Origin of the sequence: Streptomyces sp. NPDC049813 (genome assembly GCF_044465085.1) — a bacterium.
GTDB lineage: Bacteria > Actinomycetota > Actinomycetes > Streptomycetales > Streptomycetaceae > Streptomyces.
In genome coordinates, this window is sequence record NZ_JBITLI010000001.1 from 433,761 (window position 1) to 454,035 (window position 20,275).

At 73.9% G+C, this 20,275-nt stretch carries 18 protein-coding genes; 9 read left to right on the forward strand and 9 right to left on the reverse strand.

The annotated features are described in order from the left end of the window. From ACIBW6_RS01780 to ACIBW6_RS01795, 4 genes are all read left to right on the forward strand, one after another. The gene (locus ACIBW6_RS01780) at positions 1-1,950 is read left to right on the forward strand and encodes a fumarate reductase/succinate dehydrogenase flavoprotein subunit (RefSeq protein ID WP_399055429.1); all 1,950 of its coding nucleotides are present in this window, start codon (positions 1-3) and stop codon (positions 1,948-1,950) included. Further along, positions 1,947-2,696 (forward strand): succinate dehydrogenase/fumarate reductase iron-sulfur subunit, encoded by a 750-nt coding sequence (locus tag ACIBW6_RS01785; RefSeq protein WP_399055431.1) that lies wholly within the window; start codon positions 1,947-1,949, stop codon positions 2,694-2,696. Before ACIBW6_RS01780 ends, ACIBW6_RS01785 begins: the two co-directional genes overlap by 4 nt. Positions 2,697-2,799: 103 nt before the next feature. Then, positions 2,800-3,495 carry a hypothetical protein gene (locus ACIBW6_RS01790; RefSeq protein WP_399055433.1) on the forward strand — a complete coding sequence of 232 codons (696 nt, stop codon included), beginning with the start codon at positions 2,800-2,802 and terminating at the stop codon, positions 3,493-3,495. Beyond that, positions 3,492-4,811 (forward strand): nucleotidyl transferase AbiEii/AbiGii toxin family protein, encoded by a 1,320-nt coding sequence (locus ACIBW6_RS01795; protein ID WP_399055436.1) that lies wholly within the window; start codon positions 3,492-3,494, stop codon positions 4,809-4,811. Before ACIBW6_RS01790 ends, ACIBW6_RS01795 begins: the two co-directional genes overlap by 4 nt. 61 nt (positions 4,812-4,872) lie before the next feature. On the opposite strand, the gene ACIBW6_RS01800 is transcribed toward ACIBW6_RS01795, so the two are convergent. Next, positions 4,873-7,242 (reverse strand): ATP-binding cassette domain-containing protein, encoded by a 2,370-nt coding sequence (locus ACIBW6_RS01800; RefSeq protein ID WP_399055438.1) that lies wholly within the window; start codon positions 7,240-7,242, stop codon positions 4,873-4,875. Between the two features lie 112 nt (positions 7,243-7,354). After that, a complete protein-coding gene (locus ACIBW6_RS01805) occupies positions 7,355-8,383 on the reverse strand; it encodes an LLM class flavin-dependent oxidoreductase (protein ID WP_399055440.1) in 1,029 nt (342 codons plus the stop codon). A 59-nt stretch (positions 8,384-8,442) separates the two neighbouring features. Between ACIBW6_RS01805 and ACIBW6_RS01810 the strand changes: the two genes are divergently transcribed. Then, positions 8,443-8,931 (forward strand): haloacid dehalogenase-like hydrolase, encoded by a 489-nt coding sequence (locus tag ACIBW6_RS01810; RefSeq protein WP_399055442.1) that lies wholly within the window; start codon positions 8,443-8,445, stop codon positions 8,929-8,931. Positions 8,932-8,956: 25 nt separating this feature from the next. On the opposite strand, the gene ACIBW6_RS01815 is transcribed toward ACIBW6_RS01810, so the two are convergent. Continuing rightward, the gene (locus tag ACIBW6_RS01815) at positions 8,957-9,172 is read right to left on the reverse strand and encodes a dodecin (protein ID WP_399055444.1); all 216 of its coding nucleotides are present in this window, start codon (positions 9,170-9,172) and stop codon (positions 8,957-8,959) included. Positions 9,173-9,360: 188 nt separating this feature from the next. On the opposite strand from ACIBW6_RS01815, the gene ACIBW6_RS01820 reads away from it, so the two are divergent. Next, positions 9,361-10,641 (forward strand): extracellular solute-binding protein, encoded by a 1,281-nt coding sequence (locus tag ACIBW6_RS01820; protein WP_399055446.1) that lies wholly within the window; start codon positions 9,361-9,363, stop codon positions 10,639-10,641. A 92-nt stretch (positions 10,642-10,733) separates the two neighbouring features. On the opposite strand, the gene egtD is transcribed toward ACIBW6_RS01820, so the two are convergent. From egtD to ACIBW6_RS01845, 5 genes are all read right to left on the reverse strand, one after another. Further along, positions 10,734-11,705, reverse strand: coding sequence for an L-histidine N(alpha)-methyltransferase (gene egtD / locus ACIBW6_RS01825; RefSeq protein WP_399055448.1), 972 nt, complete (start codon positions 11,703-11,705; stop codon positions 10,734-10,736). Further along, a complete protein-coding gene (gene egtC / locus ACIBW6_RS01830) occupies positions 11,702-12,457 on the reverse strand; it encodes an ergothioneine biosynthesis protein EgtC (protein ID WP_399055450.1) in 756 nt (251 codons plus the stop codon). Before egtC ends, egtD begins: the two co-directional genes overlap by 4 nt. Next, positions 12,457-13,833: an ergothioneine biosynthesis protein EgtB gene (egtB, locus tag ACIBW6_RS01835; RefSeq protein WP_399055452.1), complete on the reverse strand. Its 1,377-nt coding sequence runs from the start codon at positions 13,831-13,833 to the stop codon at positions 12,457-12,459. The genes egtC and egtB overlap by 1 nt, the downstream gene beginning before the upstream one ends. After that, positions 13,830-15,119: an ergothioneine biosynthesis glutamate--cysteine ligase EgtA gene (egtA, locus tag ACIBW6_RS01840; protein WP_399056387.1), complete on the reverse strand. Its 1,290-nt coding sequence runs from the start codon at positions 15,117-15,119 to the stop codon at positions 13,830-13,832. The genes egtB and egtA overlap by 4 nt, the downstream gene beginning before the upstream one ends. 296 nt (positions 15,120-15,415) lie before the next feature. Next, positions 15,416-15,871 carry a type II toxin-antitoxin system PemK/MazF family toxin gene (locus tag ACIBW6_RS01845; protein WP_399055454.1) on the reverse strand — a complete coding sequence of 152 codons (456 nt, stop codon included), beginning with the start codon at positions 15,869-15,871 and terminating at the stop codon, positions 15,416-15,418. Positions 15,872-15,942: 71 nt separating this feature from the next. Between ACIBW6_RS01845 and ACIBW6_RS01850 the strand changes: the two genes are divergently transcribed. Together ACIBW6_RS01850 and ACIBW6_RS01855 are read left to right on the forward strand one after the other, a co-directional pair. Continuing rightward, entirely contained in the window at positions 15,943-16,983 is a 1,041-nt protein-coding gene (locus tag ACIBW6_RS01850) for a glycosyl hydrolase family 18 protein (RefSeq protein ID WP_399055456.1), read from the forward strand. Between the two features lie 106 nt (positions 16,984-17,089). Then, positions 17,090-18,139, forward strand: a complete 1,050-nt coding sequence (locus ACIBW6_RS01855; RefSeq protein ID WP_399055458.1) for a LacI family DNA-binding transcriptional regulator — start codon at positions 17,090-17,092, stop codon at positions 18,137-18,139. A 69-nt stretch (positions 18,140-18,208) separates the two neighbouring features. On the opposite strand, the gene trxA is transcribed toward ACIBW6_RS01855, so the two are convergent. After that, positions 18,209-18,604 (reverse strand): thioredoxin, encoded by a 396-nt coding sequence (gene trxA, locus ACIBW6_RS01860; RefSeq protein WP_324775018.1) that lies wholly within the window; start codon positions 18,602-18,604, stop codon positions 18,209-18,211. A gap of 144 nt (positions 18,605-18,748) precedes the next feature. On the opposite strand from trxA, the gene ACIBW6_RS01865 reads away from it, so the two are divergent. Then, complete coding sequence (locus tag ACIBW6_RS01865) at positions 18,749-20,179, forward strand: dihydrolipoyl dehydrogenase family protein (RefSeq protein ID WP_399055461.1); 1,431 nt, start codon at positions 18,749-18,751, stop codon at positions 20,177-20,179. The last annotated feature ends 96 nt before the right edge of the window (positions 20,180-20,275 follow it).

The following is a 20,275-nucleotide window of genomic DNA, read 5'->3' on the forward strand; positions in this document are numbered from 1 at the left end:
ATGAGCACGTACGCGCAGTACACGACCGGCGAACCGGTCGCCGACACCAAGGCCCCCGCCGGGCCCGTCGCCGAGCGCTGGGACACCCGCCGCTTCGAGGCGAAGCTGGTCAACCCCGCCAACCGGCGCAAGCACACCGTCATCGTCGTCGGCACCGGTCTCGCGGGCGGCAGCGCCGGCGCCACGCTGGCCGAACAGGGCTACCACGTCGTCCAGTTCTGCTACCAGGACTCGCCGCGCCGCGCCCACTCGATCGCCGCGCAGGGCGGCATCAACGCCGCCAAGAACTACCGCAACGACGGCGACTCCGTGCACCGCCTCTTCTACGACACGGTCAAGGGCGGCGACTTCCGCGCCCGCGAGTCGAACGTGCACCGGCTCGCCCAGATCTCCGTCGAGATCATCGACCAGTGCGTCGCGCAGGGCGTGCCGTTCGCCCGCGAGTACGGCGGCCTCCTCGACACCCGGTCCTTCGGCGGCGTCCAGGTCTCCCGCACCTTCTACGCCCGCGGCCAGACGGGCCAGCAGCTGCTGCTCGGCGCCTACCAGGCACTCAGCCGCCAGGTCGCCGCCGGGAACATCGAGCTGCATCCCCGTACCGAGATGCTCGACCTCGTGGTCGTCGACGGCAAGGCGCGCGGCATCGTCGCCCGCGACCTGATCACCGGGAAGATCGACACGTACTTCGCGGACGCCGTCGTCCTCGCCTCCGGCGGCTACGGCAACGTCTTCTACCTCTCCACGAACGCCATGAACTCCAACGCGACCGCCGTCTGGCGGGCGCACCGGCGCGGCGCCTACTTCGCCAACCCCTGCTTCACGCAGATCCACCCCACCTGCATCCCGCGCACCGGCGACCACCAGTCGAAGCTGACGCTGATGAGCGAGTCGCTGCGCAACGACGGGCGCATCTGGGTGCCGAGGGCCGCGGGCGACGACCGCCCGGCGAACGAGATCCCCGAGGCCGAGCGCGACTACTACCTGGAGCGCATCTACCCGGCGTTCGGCAACCTCGTGCCCCGCGACATCGCCTCCCGCGCCGCGAAGAACGTGTGCGACGAGGGCCGGGGGGTCGGCCCCGGCGGGCAGGGCGTCTACCTCGACTTCGCCGACGCCATCGCGCGCATGGGCCGGGGGGCCGTCGAGGCCAAGTACGGCAACCTCTTCGACATGTACCAGCGGATCACCGACGAGGACCCGTACCAGGTACCCATGCGGATCTATCCGGCCGTGCACTACACGATGGGCGGCCTGTGGGTCGACTACGACCTCCAGACCACCGTGCCGGGCCTCTTCGCGATCGGCGAGGCCAACTTCTCCGACCACGGCGCCAACCGGCTCGGCGCCTCCGCCCTGATGCAGGGCCTCGCCGACGGCTACTTCGTCCTGCCGGCCACCATCAACGACTACCTGGCGAAGAACCCGCACACCGACGAGGTGGACGCCGCGCACCCGGCGACCGTCGAGGTCGTGCGGGAGACCGAGGAGCGGCTCGCGCGGCTCCTCGCCGTCGACGGGGACCGCACCCCGGACTCCTTCCACCGCGAACTCGGCGAACTCATGTGGGAGTTCTGCGGCATGGCCCGCACCGAGACCGGCCTGCGCAAGGCGCTCGAACGCATCCCGCAGATCCGCGAGGAGTTCTGGCGCCGGATCAAGGTCCCGGGCACCGGAGAGGAGTTCAACCAGTCCCTGGAGAAGGCGAACCGCATCGTCGACTACCTGGAGCTCGCCGAGCTGATGTGCCTCGACGCGCTGCACCGCGCCGAGTCCTGCGGCGGCCACTTCCGCGAGGAGTCCCAGACCCCGGACGGCGAGGCCGAGCGGCGCGACGAGGAGTTCTCCTACGCCGCCGCCTGGGAGTTCACCGGGAGCGGCGAAGCCCCCGCCCTGCACAAGGAAGACCTCGTCTTCGAGTACGTCCACCCCACCCAGCGGAGCTACGCATGAAGCTCACCCTGCGCGTCTGGCGCCAGCGCGACGCCGACGCCGACGGCGCCATGTCCACGTACGAAGTGGACGGCATCTCCCCGGACATGTCGTTCCTGGAGATGCTCGACACCCTCAACGAGGAACTCATCGTCACGGGCGAGGACCCCGTCGCCTTCGACCACGACTGCCGCGAGGGCATCTGCGGCGCGTGCAGCCTGGTGATCAACGGGGACGCGCACGGCCCCGAGCGCACCACCACCTGCCAGTTGCACATGCGCTCCTTCCACGACGGCGACACGATCGACATCGAGCCGTGGCGGGCCTCCGCGTTCCCCGTCATCAAGGACCTCGTCGTCGACCGCTCGGCCTTCGACCGGATCATCCAGTCCGGCGGCTACGTCACGGCGCCGACCGGCGCCGCCCCCGAGGCCCACTCCACCCCGGTGCCCAAGCCGGACGCGGACTTCGCCTTCGAGCACGCCGAGTGCATCGGCTGCGGCGCCTGCGTGGCCGCCTGCCCCAACGGCGCGGCCATGCTCTTCACCTCCGCCAAGGTCAACCACCTGAACGTGCTGCCGCAGGGCGCGCCCGAGCGTGAGACCCGCGTCCTGGACATGGTCGCGCAGATGGACGAGGAGGGCTTCGGCGGCTGCACCCTGACCGGCGAGTGCGCCACGGCCTGCCCCAAGGGCATCCCGCTCTTCTCCATCACCAGCATGAACAAGGAGTGGCTGCGCGCCCAGCGCAAGGTGAGCCGCGGCTGACCCATCGGACGTCCCGCGAACAGCGCGGGGTGGGCGGGGCCGGGGGCTGGTGCTCTCCCGGCCCCGTCATCGCGTCGCCCTCACCTCTTTGTACGCTCCTCCCGTGGAGCCACAGGATCACGCAGAACCGGGAAACACCCCGGCGGCACAACGACTCGCGGCGTTCTGGGGCGACCTGGAGACGCACCTGACCGTCGGCACGGCACCCGGCGCCGCCGAGGGGCTCGCCCGCTGGGCCGCCGCCCGCGGCCTGGGTTTCACCCACATCGTGCTGGCCCGCGGCCGCCACCGCTCCCAGCCGATGGTGACGCTGCGCGGGCGGGGCCGCGCCGACGAGTGGACCGCTGGGCCCGTCGCCCGTATCGCCGGACTGCTGGCCGAGGAGGGGTTCACGGTCTTGCGTACCAAGACCGAGTCCGCGCCGTGGGCCACGGGAGTGCCGGTCACCGACGCGCAGGCCCGGCTCGCCCCCGCCCACCTGCACTTCGAGCACCACGTCAAACTGCTCGTCGACCCGGGTCGAGACCCGGCCTCCCTCGCCGCGCGGCTCGGCGGACACACCGCCCACGTGTCGTGGAACGCCCGGCGTGTCCGGGACGACGGACGGCACGAACGCTTCGTGACCCAGCGCTGCCACGGCGTCGGCCGCACCACCGCCGGGCGCCGCCTCGACGCCCTCCTCGCCGCCCTGTCCGACGAACCGGGTATCCGGATCCTGGAGCACGAGCGCGAATACGTCCTGCACGACAGCCGGCTCGGGCTCGACGCGGGCTGGATCACGGAAGGAACCGCGTCATGACACCGTCCCAGAGGCCGCCGGACGATCCGGTCTGGCGGCGCGCCCTGTCCGCCGGCAACCCCGTGCCGCACTCCGCGCCCGGCGAGGAGGTCCGCTGGGGCCTCGACCTGCCGAGCACCCTCGTGCCCGCGCCCGAAGGGCTCGACCAGCCGTTCGTCTTCGACCCGGCGCTCATCCAGTTCTCGAACGCCTTCCGCGCGGGCGACCCGCGCTTCTCCGACGAGGCGGCGGCACGGCAGTGGTTCCTGGCCCGCCGTACCGCCCTCGACCTGGTGCTCGGAGCCGTGGCGTCCACCCCGCTCGGTTCCCGGCTGGTGCTGCGCGGCAGCGTGCTCATGGCGACGTGGTTCGGGGACGCGGCCCGGGAGCCGGGCGACCTCGACTATGTGGCGCCCGACGCCTGGGAGTTCGAGGGAGCCGAGGCACAGGCGCTGTTCGGGCAGCTCGCGGCGGCGGCGCAGGCCGCGGGCGAAGCCGGTCCCGCGAACGGCGTGCGGATCGATGGCGCCGGAGCCGTCACCGAGGACATCTGGACCTATGACCGGGTGCCGGGGCGGCGCCTCCTGTTGCCCTGGACCGCCCCGGGCACGCAGGGTGGCACCGTCCAGATCGACGTCGTGCACCACGAACTCCTCGCCGCCCCACCTGCCTTGACCCGGCTCCGGCCGCTCGGCGCGGGCCCCGGCACCGTCGTGCGGGCGGTCACGCCCGAGTTGTCGCTGGCCTGGAAGGTGATGTGGCTGATCGGGGACATGCACCCCCAGGGCAAGGATCTCTACGACGCCGTGCTCCTCGCCGAAGCGGCCCCGCCGTCGTACGAACTGCTGCGGAGCGCGTTCGTGCTCGCGGGCGACGAACTGCTGAGGCCGGGCGGGCACTGGTGGCTGAGCGAGATGCGGGCGTCGGCCGACACCGGCTGGGAGCACTTCCAGGCCGAGTACCCGCACGTCACCGGCTCCGTCGATGAGTACACGGCCCGGCTGTGGGCCGTGCTCGAACCGCTGGCGGCGCGCGCCGAGAGCGAGCAGCGGGACGAGCCCGGGGAGTACGAGCGGTGGGCGCGCTGGCTGGCTCCGCTGGTCGAGCACGTCCGCGCCACCGCCCCCGGCGCGCCGGTGCAGGCCGTGGCCCGTCGCATGTCGCAGTCGGGACGCTGGGGGTTCCTGGCCGCGGTCGTCGTGGTCCGGGAGGTCGGCGGACGCGCGACGGTGACCCTGGGGGAGGCGCGCGACGCGGTTCTGGCGCGCACCGAGCACTGGGCTCATCTGCGCACCCGCCCCGAGCTGTGGCCCATGCTCCTGGAGGGGCTGGGCTGACCGTGCCGGCCTGAGGGACACCGGCCGGGGCATGGCTCAGCCCGGGACACGCGGCAGCGGTTCAGCCGTCCAGCGCACGCCGCAGATAAGGGGCGGTGCGGCTCGCGGCGTCACCCGCCACCTCCCGGGGCGGCCCCGCCGCCACCACGCGGCCGCCCTCCTCGCCGCCGCCCGGACCCATGTCCACCACCCAGTCCGCCCCCGCGACCACCGCCATGTCGTGCTCCACGACCACCACGGAGTGCCCCGCGTCGACCAGGCCGTGCAACTGCCGCAGCAGCACCTCCACATCGGCCGGATGCAGCCCGGTGGTCGGCTCGTCGAGCAGGTACAGGGTGTGGCCGCGCCGCACCCGCTGCAACTCGCCCGCCAGTTTGATGCGCTGGGCCTCGCCGCCGGAGAGCTCGGTGGCGGGCTGGCCGAGGCGGAGGTAGCCGAGCCCCACGTCGAGCAGGGTCCGCAGGCTGCGGCGGACCGCGCCCGCCGCCTCGTCCTCGGCGAAGAACGCGGCGGCGGACTCCACGGTCAGGTCGAGGACCTCCGCGATGTTCCTGCCCCGGTACGTCACCTCCAGCGTGGGCGGGTTGTAGCGGGCGCCCGCGCAGTCCGGGCACGGCGCGTACGTGCTGGGCAGGAAGAGGAGTTCGACGCTGACGAACCCCTCGCCCTGGCAGGTCTCGCAGCGCCCGCCCGCGACGTTGAAGGAGAAGCGGCCGACGCCGTACCTGCGCGAGCGCGCCTCGTCCGTCCCGGCGAAGACCTTCCGCACGACGTCGAACAGGCCGGTGTAGGTGGCCAGGTTGGAGCGCGGGGTACGCCCGATCGGCTTCTGGTCGACGACCACGAGCCGTCCCACGCCGGCCAGTTCCCCGGTGACCTCGCCGATCAGCGTCGACTTGCCGGAGCCGGAGACACCGGTCACGGCGGTGAACGCGCCCAGCGGCAGCTCCGCCGTCACCTGGCGCAGGTTGTGGCGCGTGACCGGGCCGACCTTCAGCCAGCCCCGCGGCGGCCGTACGGGACGCTCCGCGCGCGGCGTGTCGTCGAAGAGGAAGCGGGCGGTCGCCGAGTCCCCGACCGCGCGCAGTTCCTCGACCGGGCCGCTGTGCAGCACCTGCCCGCCGTGCTCCCCGGCCAGCGGGCCGACGTCGACGAGCCAGTCCGCGTGGCGCATCACGTCCAGGTGGTGCTCGACGACGAAGACCGAGTTGCCCGCCCCCTTCAGGCGGTCGAGGACCGTCAGGAGCGACTCGGTGTCGGCCGGGTGCAGTCCGGCCGACGGCTCGTCGAGCACGTACACGACACCGAAGAGACCGGACCGCAACTGCGTGGCCAGCCGCAGGCGTTGCAGCTCGCCCGCGGAGAGCGTCGGCGTCGCCCGGTCGGGGCTCAGGTAGCCGAGGCCGAGTTCGGTGACCGTCGCGATCCGGCCCAGCAGGTCGTCCGTGAGCACCCGCGCCGTCTCGGTGGGTTCCACGGGTGCGCGCAGGACCTCGGCCAGCTCCGTCAGCGGCAGCCGCGCGAGGTCGGCGATGGTGCGGCCCGCGAACGTCACCGCCAGCGACTCGGCCCGCAGCCGGGCACCGCCGCACTCCGGACACGCCGAGGACTCCAGGAACGTCTCGGCCTTCGCGCGCAGCGTCCGGCTCTTGGAGTCGGCGAACGTCTTCAGCACGTACCGGTTCGCGCTCATGTACGTGCCCTGGTACGGGCGTTGGATGCGCTCCGCGTCCCGGACGGGATGGACCGTGACCACCGGCTGCTCGTCCGTGAACAGGATCCACTCCCGGTCCGCCCGCGCCAGCTCGCGCCAGGGCCGGTCCACGTCGTGGCCGAGCGCGTCGAGGATGTCGCGCAGGTTCTTGCCCTGCCAGGCGCCCGGCCAGGCGGCGATCGCGCCCTCACGGATCGACAGCGACGGATCGGGGACGAGCAGCGCCTCGGTGGTGCGGTGCACGCGGCCCAGGCCGTGGCAGGCCGGGCAGGCTCCGGCCGCCGTGTTCGGCGAGAAGGCGTCCGAGTCGAGCCGCGGCGCCCCCGGCGGGTAGCTGCCGGCCCGGGAGAACAGCATGCGCAGCGAGTTCGACAGCGTGGTGACCGTGCCGACCGACGAGCGGGACGTCGGTGCCGAGCGGCTCTGCTGGAGGGAGACGGCCGGCGGCAGCCCGCTGATCGCGCCCACCGCGGGCGCGCCGATCTGGTGGATGAGCCGGCGCGCATAGGGCGCGACCGACTCGAAGTAGCGGCGCTGCGCCTCCGCGTAGATCGTGCCGAAGGCGAGCGAGGACTTGCCCGACCCGGACACCCCCGTGAACACCGCGAGGACGTCGCGCGGGACGTCCACGTCCACGCCCTTCAGGTTGTGCTCACGGGCGCCGCGGACCCGGACGAAGCCGTCGCTGCGGGGGTCGGACGGGATGGGGTGGGACATCGGCGCGGCTCCAGGTGGTGCGGTCTCACGTGGTCCGGACCCGGCGGGCGGGCCGGGGCGAACCACCCGATCTTAGGACGCGCCCCGCGCGGCGCCCCGAAGGCCCGCCCGGTCAGCCGCCGGGCCCCTGGGGCGGGCGCAGCCGGGCGATCCTGGCCAGCCGCCGGTACGACTCCAGCAGCCCCTCCCGGTCGTACGTACTGGTCGTCACCAGCACTTCCTGCGCGCCGCTCGCCGCGATGACCTCCGCCAGCTCCTGCGCGACCTGGGCCTCCGTGCCCGCGATGTGGCCGCGCAGCCCGGACTCGTACAGCTCGCGCTCCTTGGCGGTCATCTCCAGGGCCGCGACCCGCTCGGCCGGCGGCAGGGGCGGGAAGGTGCCGTGCGTGCGCGCGTGCGCCATCGACCAGGCCTCGGGGACCAGCAGCCGGCGCGCCTCCGGTTCGCTGCCCGCCACGGCGACCGTCCCGGAGATCACGACGTAGGGCTCCGCGGCCCAGACGGACGGGCGGAACTGCGCGCGGTAGTGGTCGACGCCGCGCAGCATCCTCTCCCGGCCGCGCAGGTCGCCGATGACCAGCGGCAGGCCCGCGCGGGCGGCGATGTCGGCGCCCTCACCCATCGCCAGCACGTACGGCGGCACGGTCAGGCCCTCGCTGGGGCGGGCGTGGACCCGGGTCGGGGAGGTCCCGGCGAAGAACGCGAGCAGTTCGTCGAGCTGCCCGGCGAAGTCGTCCGTTTCCGCGGCGTCCTTGCCCCGGCCGAGCGCCCGGCGCACCCCGTCGGTGAAACCGACCGAGCGGCCGATCCCCATGTCGATCCGGCCCGGGAACAGCGACTCCAGCACCCCGAACTGCTCGGCCACGACCAGCGGCCGGTGGTTGGGGAGCATGACGCCCCCGGTGCCGACCCGGATCGTGCGGGTCGCCGCCGCGACGGCCGCCGCGAGCACGGTCGGCGCGGAGCCGGCGACGCCGGGGACGCCGTGGTGCTCGGAGACCCAGAGGCGGTGGTAGCCGAGACGCTCCAGGTCCTGGGCGAGCGTGACGGTGTCGCGCAGCGCCTGCGGGGCGGTGGCGCCCTCGCGGGTGCGGGAGCGGTCAAGGACGGAGAAGCGGGTCGTCTCGATCACGGTGGTCACGTCCGTCTCAACGCTTCGCCGCCGCCGGGATTCCCGGACGCGGCCCGTAGGGTGCCGTCATGACGCGGGACACACGGCCGCTGGCCGTCTTCGATCTGGACGGCACGCTGGCCGACACCGCCCACCGGCAGCGGTTCCTGGAGCGCAGGCCGCGGGACTGGGACGGCTTCTTCGCCGCCGCGCCGCACGATCCGCCGCTCGCGCAGGGCGTGGAGCTGGCCCGCCGGAGCGCACACGAGTGCGAGGTGGTGTACCTGACCGGGCGGCCCGAGCGGTGCCGCGCCGACACCGAGGCGTGGCTCGCCGCCCAGGGGCTGCCGCCGGGCGCGCTGACGATGCGCCGCGAGGACGACCGCAGGCCCGCCCGGCGCACCAAGCTGGAGCTGCTGCGCCGGCTGGCCCGCGGTCGCACCGTACGGATGCTCGTCGACGACGACGAACTGGTCTGCGACGAGGCCGAGCGGGCCGGGTTCACCGTGGTCCGCGCCCGCTGGGCCGGCACGTCCGCGGAGCTGAAGGACGCCCAGGAGCGCGAGGGGCGGACCTAGGGTCTGTCCGCGCCCCTCGCCGGGCTCAGTCGTCGGCGTCCAGGCGGAAGCCCACTTTGAGGCCGACCTGGTAGTGCTCGACGTCGCCGTCGACGATCTGGCCGCGGACCTGGGTCACCTCGAACCAGTCGAGGTTGCGCAGGGTCTGGGAGGCGCGCGCGATCCCGTTGCGGATCGCCTGGTCGACACCCTCGTGGGAGGTGCCGACGATCTCGGTGACGCGGTAGGTGTGATTCGACATGGTTCCACCGTGCCCCAGGGTGCCGGGGACCGCGAGGGGGCGAGCGGACACGTATGTCCGACTTACTTTCCAGTAACGCTTGACCCTCCGATTGGTACATACCAAAATCCAGCCACACCCGTGCGAGCCGCGCGCTCTTCCCCCCACGTCGGGCGATCCTCCCTGTCCGCAGGCAGAAAGTGACCCACGTGAGATCCCGCCGTGCCGTGCTGTCCCTCGGTTCCCTCGTCGTCGTGACCGGCACGCTGCTGAGCGCGTGCGGCGCGCTGCCCGGGGGCGAACCGGACCGGCGCACGGTCACCGTCTGGCTGATGCGCAACAGCGCGTCGGACGCCTTCCTCGCCCGCTTCACCAAGGAGTTCGAGGAGCAGCACACCGACGTGCGCCTGGACATCCGCATCCAGGAGTGGACCGGCATCGGCGAGAAGGTCGTCGCCGCCCTGAAGGGCAAGCACGGCGAGCACACCCCCGACGTGATCGAGGTCGGCAACACCCAGGTCCCGCAGTACGTCGACGAGGGGGGCCTGCTCGACCTCTCCCTGGAGTCCGCGCGCGACCTCGGCATGGCGCAGTGGCTGCCCGGCCTCGCCGAGCCCGGCGTCGACAAGTCCCGCCAGTACGGCATCCCGTGGTACGCGGCCAACCGGGTCGTCATCTACAACAAGGACCTCTTCGCGCGGGCCGGGATCGAGCAGCCGCCGAAGACCCGCGCCGCCTGGCTGGACGCGACGCGCCGCCTCGACGCGGGCGCCACCCAGGGCATCTACCTCGCCGGGCAGGACTGGTACACGCTCTCCGGGTTCATCTGGGACGAGGGCGGCGAGCTGGCCCACGAGTCGGCGGGCACCTGGACCGGCGCCCTGGACACCCCGGCCGCGCTGCGCGCCATGGACTTCTACCAGCGGCTCCAGGCGCTCGGCGCCGGGCCCAAGGACGCCGACGAGGAACACCCGTCGCAGGCCGCCCAGTTCGCCAAGGGCGACATCGCCCAGATCATCTCGGTGCCCGGCGCGGCCCAGCAGATCATCGACGCGAACCCGTCCCTCAAGGGGAAGCTCGGGTACTTCCCGATCCCCGGCAAGACGGCCGCCCGCGCCGGCGCCGTCTTCACCGGCGGCTCGGACCTCGTCGTCCCCGCGGCCACGGGGGACCGGGCGGGCGCGGTCGCCGTCGTGGAGGCCCTGGCCGGCAAGAAGTGGAACACGGACCTGGCCAGGACCATGAACTACGTGCCGAACAAGACGACCCTCGCCGACGCGGTGGCCGGCGAGCCCGGCGTCGCGGCGATGGCCGTCGGCGCCGCCCACGGCAGGGCGACCCCCGCCTCGCCGCTCTGGGCGACGGTGGAGGCCGCCGACAACCCCATCAAGGCCTACATGTCCCGGGTGCTGTCCGGCGCCGACCCGGCCGGCGAGGCGAAGAGGGCGTCCCGCGAGATCACCCGCCGCCTGGACGAGAGCGGCGAATGAGAGACGGCCCCCGGCACGCCGCCGGGGGCCCTGTGCGCTCGACGCGCGGCGCGGCCGGCTAGGCGGTGGTCGGCACCGTGCTGAGCCGCCGGCTAGGCGGTGGCGGGCACCGTGCTGAGCGACACCGCGAAGCGGCCCTCGGTGTCGGTCCACCACTCCACCAGGTCGAGCCCGGCGGCCGCCAGCTCCCGCTGCACCCCTTCGCGGCGGAACTTGGCCGAGATCTCCGTGCGCAGCTCCTCGCCCGCGGCGAAGGTCACCGCGAGGTCCAGCGCCGGGACCTTGACGGTCTGCGCCACGGCGGAGCGCAGCCGCATCTCGATCCACTCCCGCTCCGCGTCCCAGACGGCCACGTGCGCGAACGCGGCCGGGTCGAAGTCGGCGCCCAGCTCGCGGTTGACCACGTTCAGCACGTTCTTGTCGAACGCCGCGGTGACGCCCGCCGCGTCGTCGTACGCGGCGACCAGCGTCGCCTCGTCCTTGACGAGGTCGGTGCCGAGCAGGAAGAAGTCACCGGGGGAGAGCAGGCCCCGGACCGAGGTGAGGAAGGCCGCGCGCTCCTGCGGCAGGAGGTTGCCGATGGTGCCGCCGAGGAACGCCACCAGGCGCGGCCCCGGCGTCGGAGGCAGCGCGAGCGGCCGCGTGAAGTCGGCGACCAGGGCCTGGAGGGTGAGCGCCGGGTACTCGGCCAGGAGCACGTCGGCCGCGCCCCGCAGGGCGCTCTCGCTCACGTCCACCGGCACGTAGTGCGTCAGCTGCGAGAACGCCGCCAGCAGGTGCCGGGTCTTGTCGGACGAGCCCGAGCCCAGTTCGACGAGGGTGCGCGCCCCGGTCGCCGACGCCAGCTCCGCGGCGCGCGCCACCAGGACCTCCCGCTCGGCGCGGGTCGGGTAGTACTCGGGCAGCGTGGTGATCCGGTCGAAGAGGTCGCTGCCGTGCGCGTCGTAGAACCACTTCGGCGGCAGCGTCTTGGGGGAGCCGGTCAGACCGGCAAGGACGTCGGCGCGCAGGGCGGCCCCGGTGGCGTCCTCGGGAAGGGTGCGGGTCAGGGTGTACGGGCTCACGCGGACGGCTCCTTGAGCGGGGTCAGCAGGACGTCGGTGCGGCTCGCCGCGAGGAGCGTGCGGTCGGGCACTTCCGTCCAGCGCGGATCGTCGTCGTACGGCTCGGAGGCGACGACGGTGCGGCGGCCGGGCTCCGTGAGGTACCACAGGGTGTCGCCCCACGCGGTCGCCGCGATCGTCTCGCCATTGGTGACTAGCAGGTTCAGGCGGGCGGCGGGCGCCGCCTCGGCCGCCATCAGGACGGTGTCGGCCAGGGCCTGCGCCTCGTCGTCGCCCGCGCGCAGCCGGTGCAGTACCAGCGCCCACAGGAACGCCGCGTCGCAGCGGGCCTCCATCGCCAGCAGGTCGGCGGCGGGGACGGACGGCACGAGCGGCGCCAGCGAGTCCGGCCACCCCGGCACCGCGCCGTTGTGGCTGAACAGCCAGGGCCCGGCGGCGTACGGCGCCGCCGCGGCCTCCCCGTCCGCACCGGCCAGCGTCGCGTCCCGGACGGCCGCGAGCACCGAGCCGGAGCGCACCACGCGGGCCAGGTCCGCGTACGGCTGGTCGCCCCAGATCGGCCCGGCGCGCCGGTAGCGGGCGGGCACCGGGTCCCCGTCCGCGTACCAGCCCACCCCGAACCCGTCGGCGTTGACCGTGCCGTACCGCTGTCTGCGCGGCGCCCAGGACTGCCGGAAGAGGCTGTGCGGCGGCGCGTCGAGCACCTCGCCCAGCGGCACCGGCGGCCCCAGGTACGCAAGGTGACGGCACATCAGCCGGCCTCCTGCGGGGCGGCGTCCCGGGCCGTGCGGAAGCCCGCGAAGATCTGCCGCCTGACCGGCAGGTCCCAGTTGCGGAACGTGCCCCGGCACGCCACCGCGTCCACCGCGAACGAACCGCCCCGCAGCACCTTGTGCCCGGGGCCGAAGAACACCTCCGAGTACTCGCGGTAGGGGTAGGCGACGAACCCCGGGTAGGGCAGGAAGTCGCTCGCCGTCCACTCCCACACGTCGCCGATCAACTGCCGTACGCCCAGCGGCGACGCGCCGGCGGGGTAGCTGCCCGCCGGAGCCGGGCGCAGATGGCGCTGGCCCAGGTTGGCGTGGTCCGGCGCCGGGTCGGCGTCGCCCCACGGATAGCGCGTCGAGCGGCCCGTCGCCGGGTCGAAGCGGGCGGCCTTCTCCCACTCCTCCTCGCTCGGCAGCCGGCGCCCGGCCCAGCGGGCGTAGGCGTCGGCCTCGTACCAGCTGACGTGCAGCACCGGCTCGTCGGGCGGCACCACCTCCGTCACCCCGAAGCGCCGGCGCAGCCACTGGCCCGCCTCCCGCCGCCAGAACCGCGGCGCCTCGAAGCCGCCCTCGCGGACCATCGCCCAGCCCTCCGGCGCCCACCAGCGGGCGTCGCGGTAGCCGCCGTCGGCCATGAACTCCTGGTACGCGCCGTTCGTCACCGGCGTCGTGTCGAGGTGGAAGGCGGGCACGAACCGGACGTGCGCCGGGCGTTCGTTGTCCAGCGCCCATGGCTCGGCCGTCGTGCCCATGGTGAACGGGCCACCGGGGACCAGGACTTCGGCGGGACCGTCGAAGGGACGCGCGGGCCCCTCGGGCTCGGGCGCGGTGAGCGCCGCCGCGCCCGCCCGGAGCTGATGGGTGATCAGCATGGTCTCGTCGTGCTGCTGTTCGTGCTGGGCGATCATGCCGAACGCGAAGCCGGACCGGGTCAGCCGCTCGGCGCCGTCCGTCTCGAACGACGCCGCGTCCAGGACGTCGAGCGCCCGGCCCCGCACCTCGGCCGCGTACCCCCGGGCCTCCTCCGGCGCGAGCAGCGGCAGCCGCGGCCGCTCGGACCGCGGGTGCTCGAACGCGTCGTACAGCGGGTCGATCTCCGGCCGCATCGCCGCGCGGCCCGCCACCGCCCGCAGCAGCCACTGCTCCTCCTGGTTGCCGATGTGCGCCAGGTCCCACACCAGCGGCGACATCAACGGCGAGTGCTGCGCCGTCAGTTCGGGCCCCTCCACGCAGCTGGTCAGGAGGGTGGTGCGGCGGCGGGCGGCCAGGAGGGCGTCCGCCGCGCGCCCGCGCAGCGCCTCCGGGTCCGCGCCGGCGAGCCCGGTGCTCTCGGCGGTCTTCGCGTGCTCCTCGATGGTCATGAGTGGAAGGTCCTCCCCTGTGCGGGTGCGGGAAGCTGGTCGAGCACGTCGTCGGCGGGGCACCGGCCCCGGACGACATGGCGGTGCGTGAAGTCGGCGACGGCCCGCTGCACGTCGGCGCCGGCGCCGATCCTGGGCAGTGCCTCCAGAGCGGTCATGAAGCAGGCCGTGGCCGCCTCGCGCAGCTCGGGGCCGGCGAGACCGAGCCGGGCCGCGTCCCGCCACAGCGGGTTGTGCGGCGCGGGCCGGGCGCCGGCCCGTTCCGCCAGCGGCTTGACCACCCGGTACGCGGTCTCGGCGGCCTCCGGGTCGTCGAAGAGGGCGGTCGTCACCGCGAGCGGCACGAGCCAGCCGTCGTCGCCCGGCTGCGCGTCGATCATGCGCAGTTCGAGGTGGCCGCGCGGCCGCACCGGCGGGAACAGCGTGGTCAGGTGGTAGTCGAGGTCGGAGCGGGTCGGCGGCCGGTGCCCGTCCCCGCCCCGGGCCCACTCCCGGAAGGAGAGAGCCTCGGGAACCTGCCAGGGGCCGCTGTCCGTGCGCACGCACATCACCGGCGCGTCCAGGACGTGCCGCGTCCACGCCGCGCGCGGTTCGCCGTCGAGCGGCGGTGCCCCCGAGCGGCCGACGGCGATGCGCTCCCACAGCTGCTGGCGGGTGGACCGCCAGCCCGTCGAACGGCCGCCGAGCATCGGTGAGTTGGCGAACGCGGCGACCAGGACCGGGCCGAGCAGGTGCGCGAGCCGCCAGCGCCGGCCGTGGCCGAGCGGCCCCGGCTCCTCGTACCCGGCGTCCAGGCACACCTGCACGGAGGCGGAGGAGCACATCATGGACCGGCCGGCCGGGCCCGCACGGTCGAGGGACGCCTCCAGGGCGTCGTAACGGGGCTGGTGCAGGACGCGTCGCGGGGGCCGCCACGGGTCGGTGCCGTGGCCGGACAGGACGAGTCCGTGACCGCGGAGCGCGGTGCGCACGGCGGCCAGGTCGGCCCGCATCGTGGTGACGCACTCCATCAAGGTGGCGGCAGGGAGCGAACTCAGCTCCAGCTGGCCGCCGGGTTCCACGGTGAGCGCCGAACTCAGGGGCAGGGCGCGCAGCGCGACATAGGCCGCGTCGAGTCGTTCGGGTGCCACCAGGGCCTGGGGACGCCGGGGTTCGTGGACGATCCACTCCAGCTCCACACCCACGGTCCTGGGCGGGCCCGTCTTGAAGCAGATGCCCTGCACCAGAGCCTCCGCCTCGGCCACGGTGACCGGGTCACCGTGGCCCCTACAGTCTCCCTCGCTCATGCCGGGGTCCTCCGTGTCCTTGGCGTCCTTGGCGTCCTTGGCGTTCTTGGTGTTCTTGGTGTTCTTGGTGTTCTCGTGCATCCATGGTCCCCGGTGGGGGCCATGCCGGCGATTCGGCCCGGGGCGGGCCGATCCGGGTCATGCCCGTCCCACCCAAGACGGTCGTGGCGCTTCGCACAAGAGTGCCCCTGAGCCGCCCGGCGGCTCCCGGACGGTGTTCCCGCCGCTGTCCTGCGGCTTTGCCCGAACCGGTACGGACGGGACACATCACTGTTGCCCCGCCCGTCACCGCCGGGTCACGTCCAGCCGTAGCGCTCCCGCAGCCGCAGCACCACCAGATCGAACCGGCCGCGGTCCAGCGCGCACGCCTCACGGCGCATCCCGCGCTCGTGCACGCGCAGCACCCGGTCCACGTCCACCCACGACTCCCGGCCGCCGCTGTCCCACGGCCCCGACCCGATCGGCACCCACTCCCGGTCGTGGTCGTGCCGCTTGCTGGACAGCTGCACCGCGAGCAGCGTGCCCGCGGCCTCGCGCGCGACGACGAGCACCGGGCGGTCCTTGCCGCGCCCGTCGTTCTCCTCGAACGGAACCCACGTCCAGACGATCTCGCCCGGATCCGGATCGCCGTCGTGGGCGGGCGCGTACTCGGTGCGCACCGCCCCCACCTGGCGCGGCTGCGCCTCCACCGTGGCCGTGGCGCCGCTGCGGCCGGGGTGCTCGTACGCGGGGTCATCCGTATAGGCAGTCACGGGGGTCACCGTAGGACCTGGACGGCCCAGTCCGCACGGCGGATGCGGCGGACGCCGCACAGGCTCGGCACATGGCCCGAGCCCCGCACCGATGCGTCCTGTCCCTCCTCGCCGTCCTGCTCACCCTGAGCGCCGCCGCACCCCAGCGCGCGCCCGGGCCACCCCCGCGCACCGTCTCGGCCTGGCTGCCGTACTGGGCGCAGGAGGCCGGCTACCGCGAGGCCCTCGCCCACGCCGACCAGCTGCGGACCGTCAGCCCCTTCTGGTACGAGACGAAGTCCGCGACCCTCGTCGGCCGGCACCCCGGCGCCGGCGACCGCCGCGTCATCGACGGCCTGCGCGCCAAGGGCATCCAGGTCGTCCCGACCGTCATGGAACAGCTGGCCCCCGGCGCGCTGGCCGCCGTCCTGACCAGCCCGGAACAGCGCGCGGCCCACGTGAAGGCGCTGCTCGCCGTCGTACGCAGCCGCGCCTACGACGGCATCGACCTCGACTACGAGACCATCGCGCCCACCCCGCAGGACCAGTACCCGGCCGTGCGCGACGGGTACGTCGCCCTCGTCACCGACCTCTGCGAGCAGCTGCATGCCGCACACAAGCAGTGCTTCGTCACCGTCACCCCCAAGACCCGAGCCACGGGCCGCGTCTGGGACTACCCGAAGCTCGGTGCCGCCGCCGACCGGGTGCGCGTCATGGCGTACAACCTGCACCACGCCGAAGGCGCCCCGGGGCCGGTCTCCACCCCGGCCTGGTACGACGAGATCCTGGCCCGCGCGACCGCCGAAGTGCCGCGGGACAAACTGGATATGGGGCTGCCCGCGTACGGCTGGGACTGGGCGGTCGGCAGCACGCCCCGGGCCCGGCACGTGACCGCGCTGGAGGCCGACGCGCTGCGCCGCAAGGTCCGGGCGCCCTACGCGCTCGACCCGGACTCCCGCACGCCGCACTTCACCTACCAGGACGGCGGCACCCGCCGCACCGTCTGGTACCAGGACGCGCGGGGCACCGCGGCGCACCTGCCGGTGCTGCGCAAGTACGGGGTGACGCACACCGTGCTGTGGGCACTCGGTTTCGCGCAGCCGGATCTGTGGGGGACGCTTGCCGCGGGGTAGCCGTGGCTCGGGCGGGGCGTGCGCACCAGGTCGGGCCGGGTCCGGCCGCCACTCCGCCCGCCCGGGCCCCGCCCGCGGGAGCCGGTCTGGAAAGATGCCCGGCGTCATGGTGCAGATACCCGAGCAAGTGCCCGCCGAGCCACCCCCGCCCCCCGGCCCCGCGCCCGCGCGTCCCGCCCGCGGCTCCGTGCCGACCAGCGCCGACGTCGCCCGCCTGGCCGGTGTGTCCCGGGCCACGGTCAGCTACGTCCTGAACAACACCAGCGCCGTCCGGATCAGCGAACCCACCCGCCGCCGCGTCCACCAGGCCGCCAAGGATCTCGGCTACGTCCCGCACGCCGCGGCCCGCAGCCTGCGCGCCGGCCACACCCGGATCGTGCTGCTGCCCACCCCCGAGGTCCCCGTCGGACCGCTGTACAGCGGCTTCCTGCACGCACTGCAATGGGCGCTCAGCCGCCTCGACTACACGGTGGTCCAGTACGGCAGCGTCGGCCTCACCGGCGACGACGCCGCCCGGGCCTGGGCCGAGCTGCGCCCCGTCGCCGTCCTCGCCCCCGCCGGCATGGGCCCCGACGGCGTCGCCGTCCTCAAACGCTCCGGCGCCCGGGCCGTCCTCACCCTCGGCCCCGACCCCGTCGAGGGCGCGCACGCCCTGATCATGGACCACCGGGAGGTCGGCCGCGCCGCGGGCCGCCACCTCCTCGCCCGCGGACACCGCAGGATCGGCGTCGTCATGCCGCGCGAGGAGGGCCTCGGCGCCTTCGCGCTGCCCCGCCTCGCCGGGGCCCGGGAGACCGGCGCGGACGTGGTGCCGCTGCCGCTGGCGTACACCGAGGCCGACGCCGCCCGCGTCGCCGCGCAGCTCCGCGCCGAGGACCTGCACGCCGTGTTCGCCTACAACGACGAGTACGCGATGCTGCTGATGCGCGCCCTCCAGGACGCCGGTGCCGACGTCCCCGGCGACGTAGCTCTGATCGGCGCCGACGATCTGATGCTCGGCCGGCTGCTGCGCCCCCGCCTCAGCACGGTCCGCATCGACCTGCCGTCCGGCGAGGAGCTGGCCACGCTCGTCGACCGGCTGGTGCGCGACCCCGCGGCGGAACCCGAGGTACGGGACGTGCTGGGAGCGAGCGCGGTGCCCCGCGCGTCGACCTGAGCGCCACCGGACACGGCAGAAGGCGGCCGCCACACGGGCGACCGCCTTCTTGTCCGCAGCTGTCGGCGCTCAGCCTTCCTCGGGCTGCTGCGCCGCCTGCGCCTGCTGCTCGGCGACCGACTTGCGGACCTCGTCCATGTCGAGCTTGCGGGCCTGCCCGATCACGTCGTCCAGCGCCTCCTGGGGCAGCGCGCCCGGCTGCGCGAACACGGCCACCTGGTCACGGACGATCATCAGCGTCGGGATCGACTGGATGCCGAACGCGGCGGCCAGCTCCGGCTGCGCCTCCGTGTCGACCTTGCCGAAGACCAGGTCAGGGTTGGCCTCGGCGGACTTCTCGTAGACAGGGGCGAACTGCTTGCAGGGCCCGCACCAGGACGCCCAGAAGTCGATCAGCACGAACTCGTTCTCCGTGACCATCTGATCGAAGTTCTCCTTGGTCAGCTCCACGGTGGTGCTGCTCATGGTGATTTCCCTCTTCCTGCTTCCTGGGTTTCGGGGCGAAGCCGTGAAGGGCAAAGCCGCTGGGCACAACGGTCCGCAGAGCGGCCGTATTCCGCGCACGTACCCGTGTGGCTCACCGGCACACCTACGACCACACTGGTGCCCATGACGGAACCCATGGAGTACACGTACGACGTTGTTGTGGTGGGAGCGGGACCGGTCGGCGAGAACGTCGCCGACCGGGCACGGGCGGGCGGACTGAGCGCCGCCATCGTGGAGAGCGAGCTCGTGGGCGGCGAGTGCTCCTACTGGGCGTGCATGCCCAGCAAGGCCCTGCTGCGCCCGGTGATCGCCCGCGCGGACGCCCGCCGCGTGCCCGGCCTCGCCCAGTCGGTGCAGGGCCCCCTCGACGCCGCCGCCGTGCTCTCGCGCCGCGACTATTTCACCTCGAACTGGAAGGACGACGGCCAGGTCGGCTGGCTGGAGTCCATCGGAGTCACCCTCCACCGCGGCCACGGCCGCCTCGCCGGACCCCGCCGGGTCACGGTCACCGCCGACGACGGCACGCTCACCACGCTGACCGCGCGGCACGCCGTCGCCGTCTGCACCGGCACCCGCGCGGCCCTGCCCGACCTGCCGGGCCTCGCCGACGCCAAGCCCTGGACCAGCAGGGAGGCCACCAGCGCCGACCACGTGCCCGGCCGCCTCGTCGTGGTCGGCGGGGGCGTCGTGGCGACCGAGATGGCCACGGCCTGGCAGGCGCTCGGCTCCCAGGTCACCATGCTGGTCCGCGGCGGCGGCCTGCTGGAACGGATGGAACCGTTCGCCGGCGAACTGGTCGCGGACGCGCTCCGCGAGGCGGGCGCCGACGTGCGGACGGGCACGTCGGTGACGGTCGTCGAGCGCCGCGGCTCCACCGTCACCGTCACCCTCGGCGACGGCTCGACGCTGGAGGCCGACGAGATCCTCTTCGCGACCGGCCGGGCCCCGCGCACCGAGGACATCGGCCTGGAGACGGTGGGCCTGGAGCCCGGTTCCTGGCTGAGCGTCGACGACACCCTGCGCGTCGAGGGCCACGACTGGCTCTACGCCGTCGGCGACGCCAACCACCGCGCCCTCCTCACCCACCAGGGCAAGTACCAGGCCCGGATCGCGGGCGACGTGATCGCCGCGCGGGCCGCCGGCGTGCCCCTGCTGGAGACCGACCGCTGGGGCGCCCACGTGGCCACCGCCGACACCGCCGCCGTCCCCCAGGTCGTCTTCACCGACCCGGAGGCGGCGAGCGCGGGCCTCACCCTGGCCGAGGCCGAGGAGGCGGGCCACCGCGTGCGCGCCGTCGACTACGACATGGCGAACGTGGCCGGAGCGGGCCTCTACGCCGAGGGCTACACCGGCCGCGCCCGCATGATCGTCGACCTCGACCGGGAGATCCTCCTTGGCGTCACGTTCGTCGGCCCCGGCGCCGGCGAACTCATCCACGCCGCCACGATCGCGGTCGCGGCCGAGGTACCGATCGACCGGCTCTGGCACGCGGTGCCGTCGTACCCGACGATCAGCGAGGTGTGGCTGCGGCTGCTGGAGACGTATCGGGGTTAAGTGCACATAGCACAGGTCAGTGTGCATGGCATGGACCGAGACATGATCGAACGTCCCTGAAACCGATGGGCCGGTGGCGCTTCGGGGTCCGTCGAT

Bases quoted from the DNA above. Each gene is read 5' to 3' on its own strand.
- ACIBW6_RS01815 (WP_399055444.1), bottom strand. From the start codon at position 9,172: ATGTCGAATCACACCTACCGCGTCACCGAGATCGTCGGCACCTCCCAC.
- ACIBW6_RS01850 (WP_399055456.1), top strand. From the start codon at position 15,943: ATGGCCCGAGCCCCGCACCGATGCGTCCTGTCCCTCCTCGCCGTCCTG.
- ACIBW6_RS01865 (WP_399055461.1), top strand. From the start codon at position 18,749: ATGACGGAACCCATGGAGTACACGTACGACGTTGTTGTGGTGGGAGCG.
- egtC (WP_399055450.1), bottom strand. From the start codon at position 12,457: ATGTGCCGTCACCTTGCGTACCTGGGGCCGCCGGTGCCGCTGGGCGAG.
- egtB (WP_399055452.1), bottom strand. From the start codon at position 13,833: ATGACCATCGAGGAGCACGCGAAGACCGCCGAGAGCACCGGGCTCGCC.
- ACIBW6_RS01780 (WP_399055429.1), top strand. From the start codon at position 1: ATGAGCACGTACGCGCAGTACACGACCGGCGAACCGGTCGCCGACACC.
- ACIBW6_RS01795 (WP_399055436.1), top strand. From the start codon at position 3,492: ATGACACCGTCCCAGAGGCCGCCGGACGATCCGGTCTGGCGGCGCGCC.
- egtA (WP_399056387.1), bottom strand. From the start codon at position 15,119: ATGAGCGAGGGAGACTGTAGGGGCCACGGTGACCCGGTCACCGTGGCC.
- ACIBW6_RS01855 (WP_399055458.1), top strand. From the start codon at position 17,090: ATGGTGCAGATACCCGAGCAAGTGCCCGCCGAGCCACCCCCGCCCCCC.
- ACIBW6_RS01800 (WP_399055438.1), bottom strand. From the start codon at position 7,242: ATGTCCCACCCCATCCCGTCCGACCCCCGCAGCGACGGCTTCGTCCGG.
- ACIBW6_RS01810 (WP_399055442.1), top strand. From the start codon at position 8,443: ATGACGCGGGACACACGGCCGCTGGCCGTCTTCGATCTGGACGGCACG.
- trxA (WP_324775018.1), bottom strand. From the start codon at position 18,604: ATGAGCAGCACCACCGTGGAGCTGACCAAGGAGAACTTCGATCAGATG.
- ACIBW6_RS01785 (WP_399055431.1), top strand. From the start codon at position 1,947: ATGAAGCTCACCCTGCGCGTCTGGCGCCAGCGCGACGCCGACGCCGAC.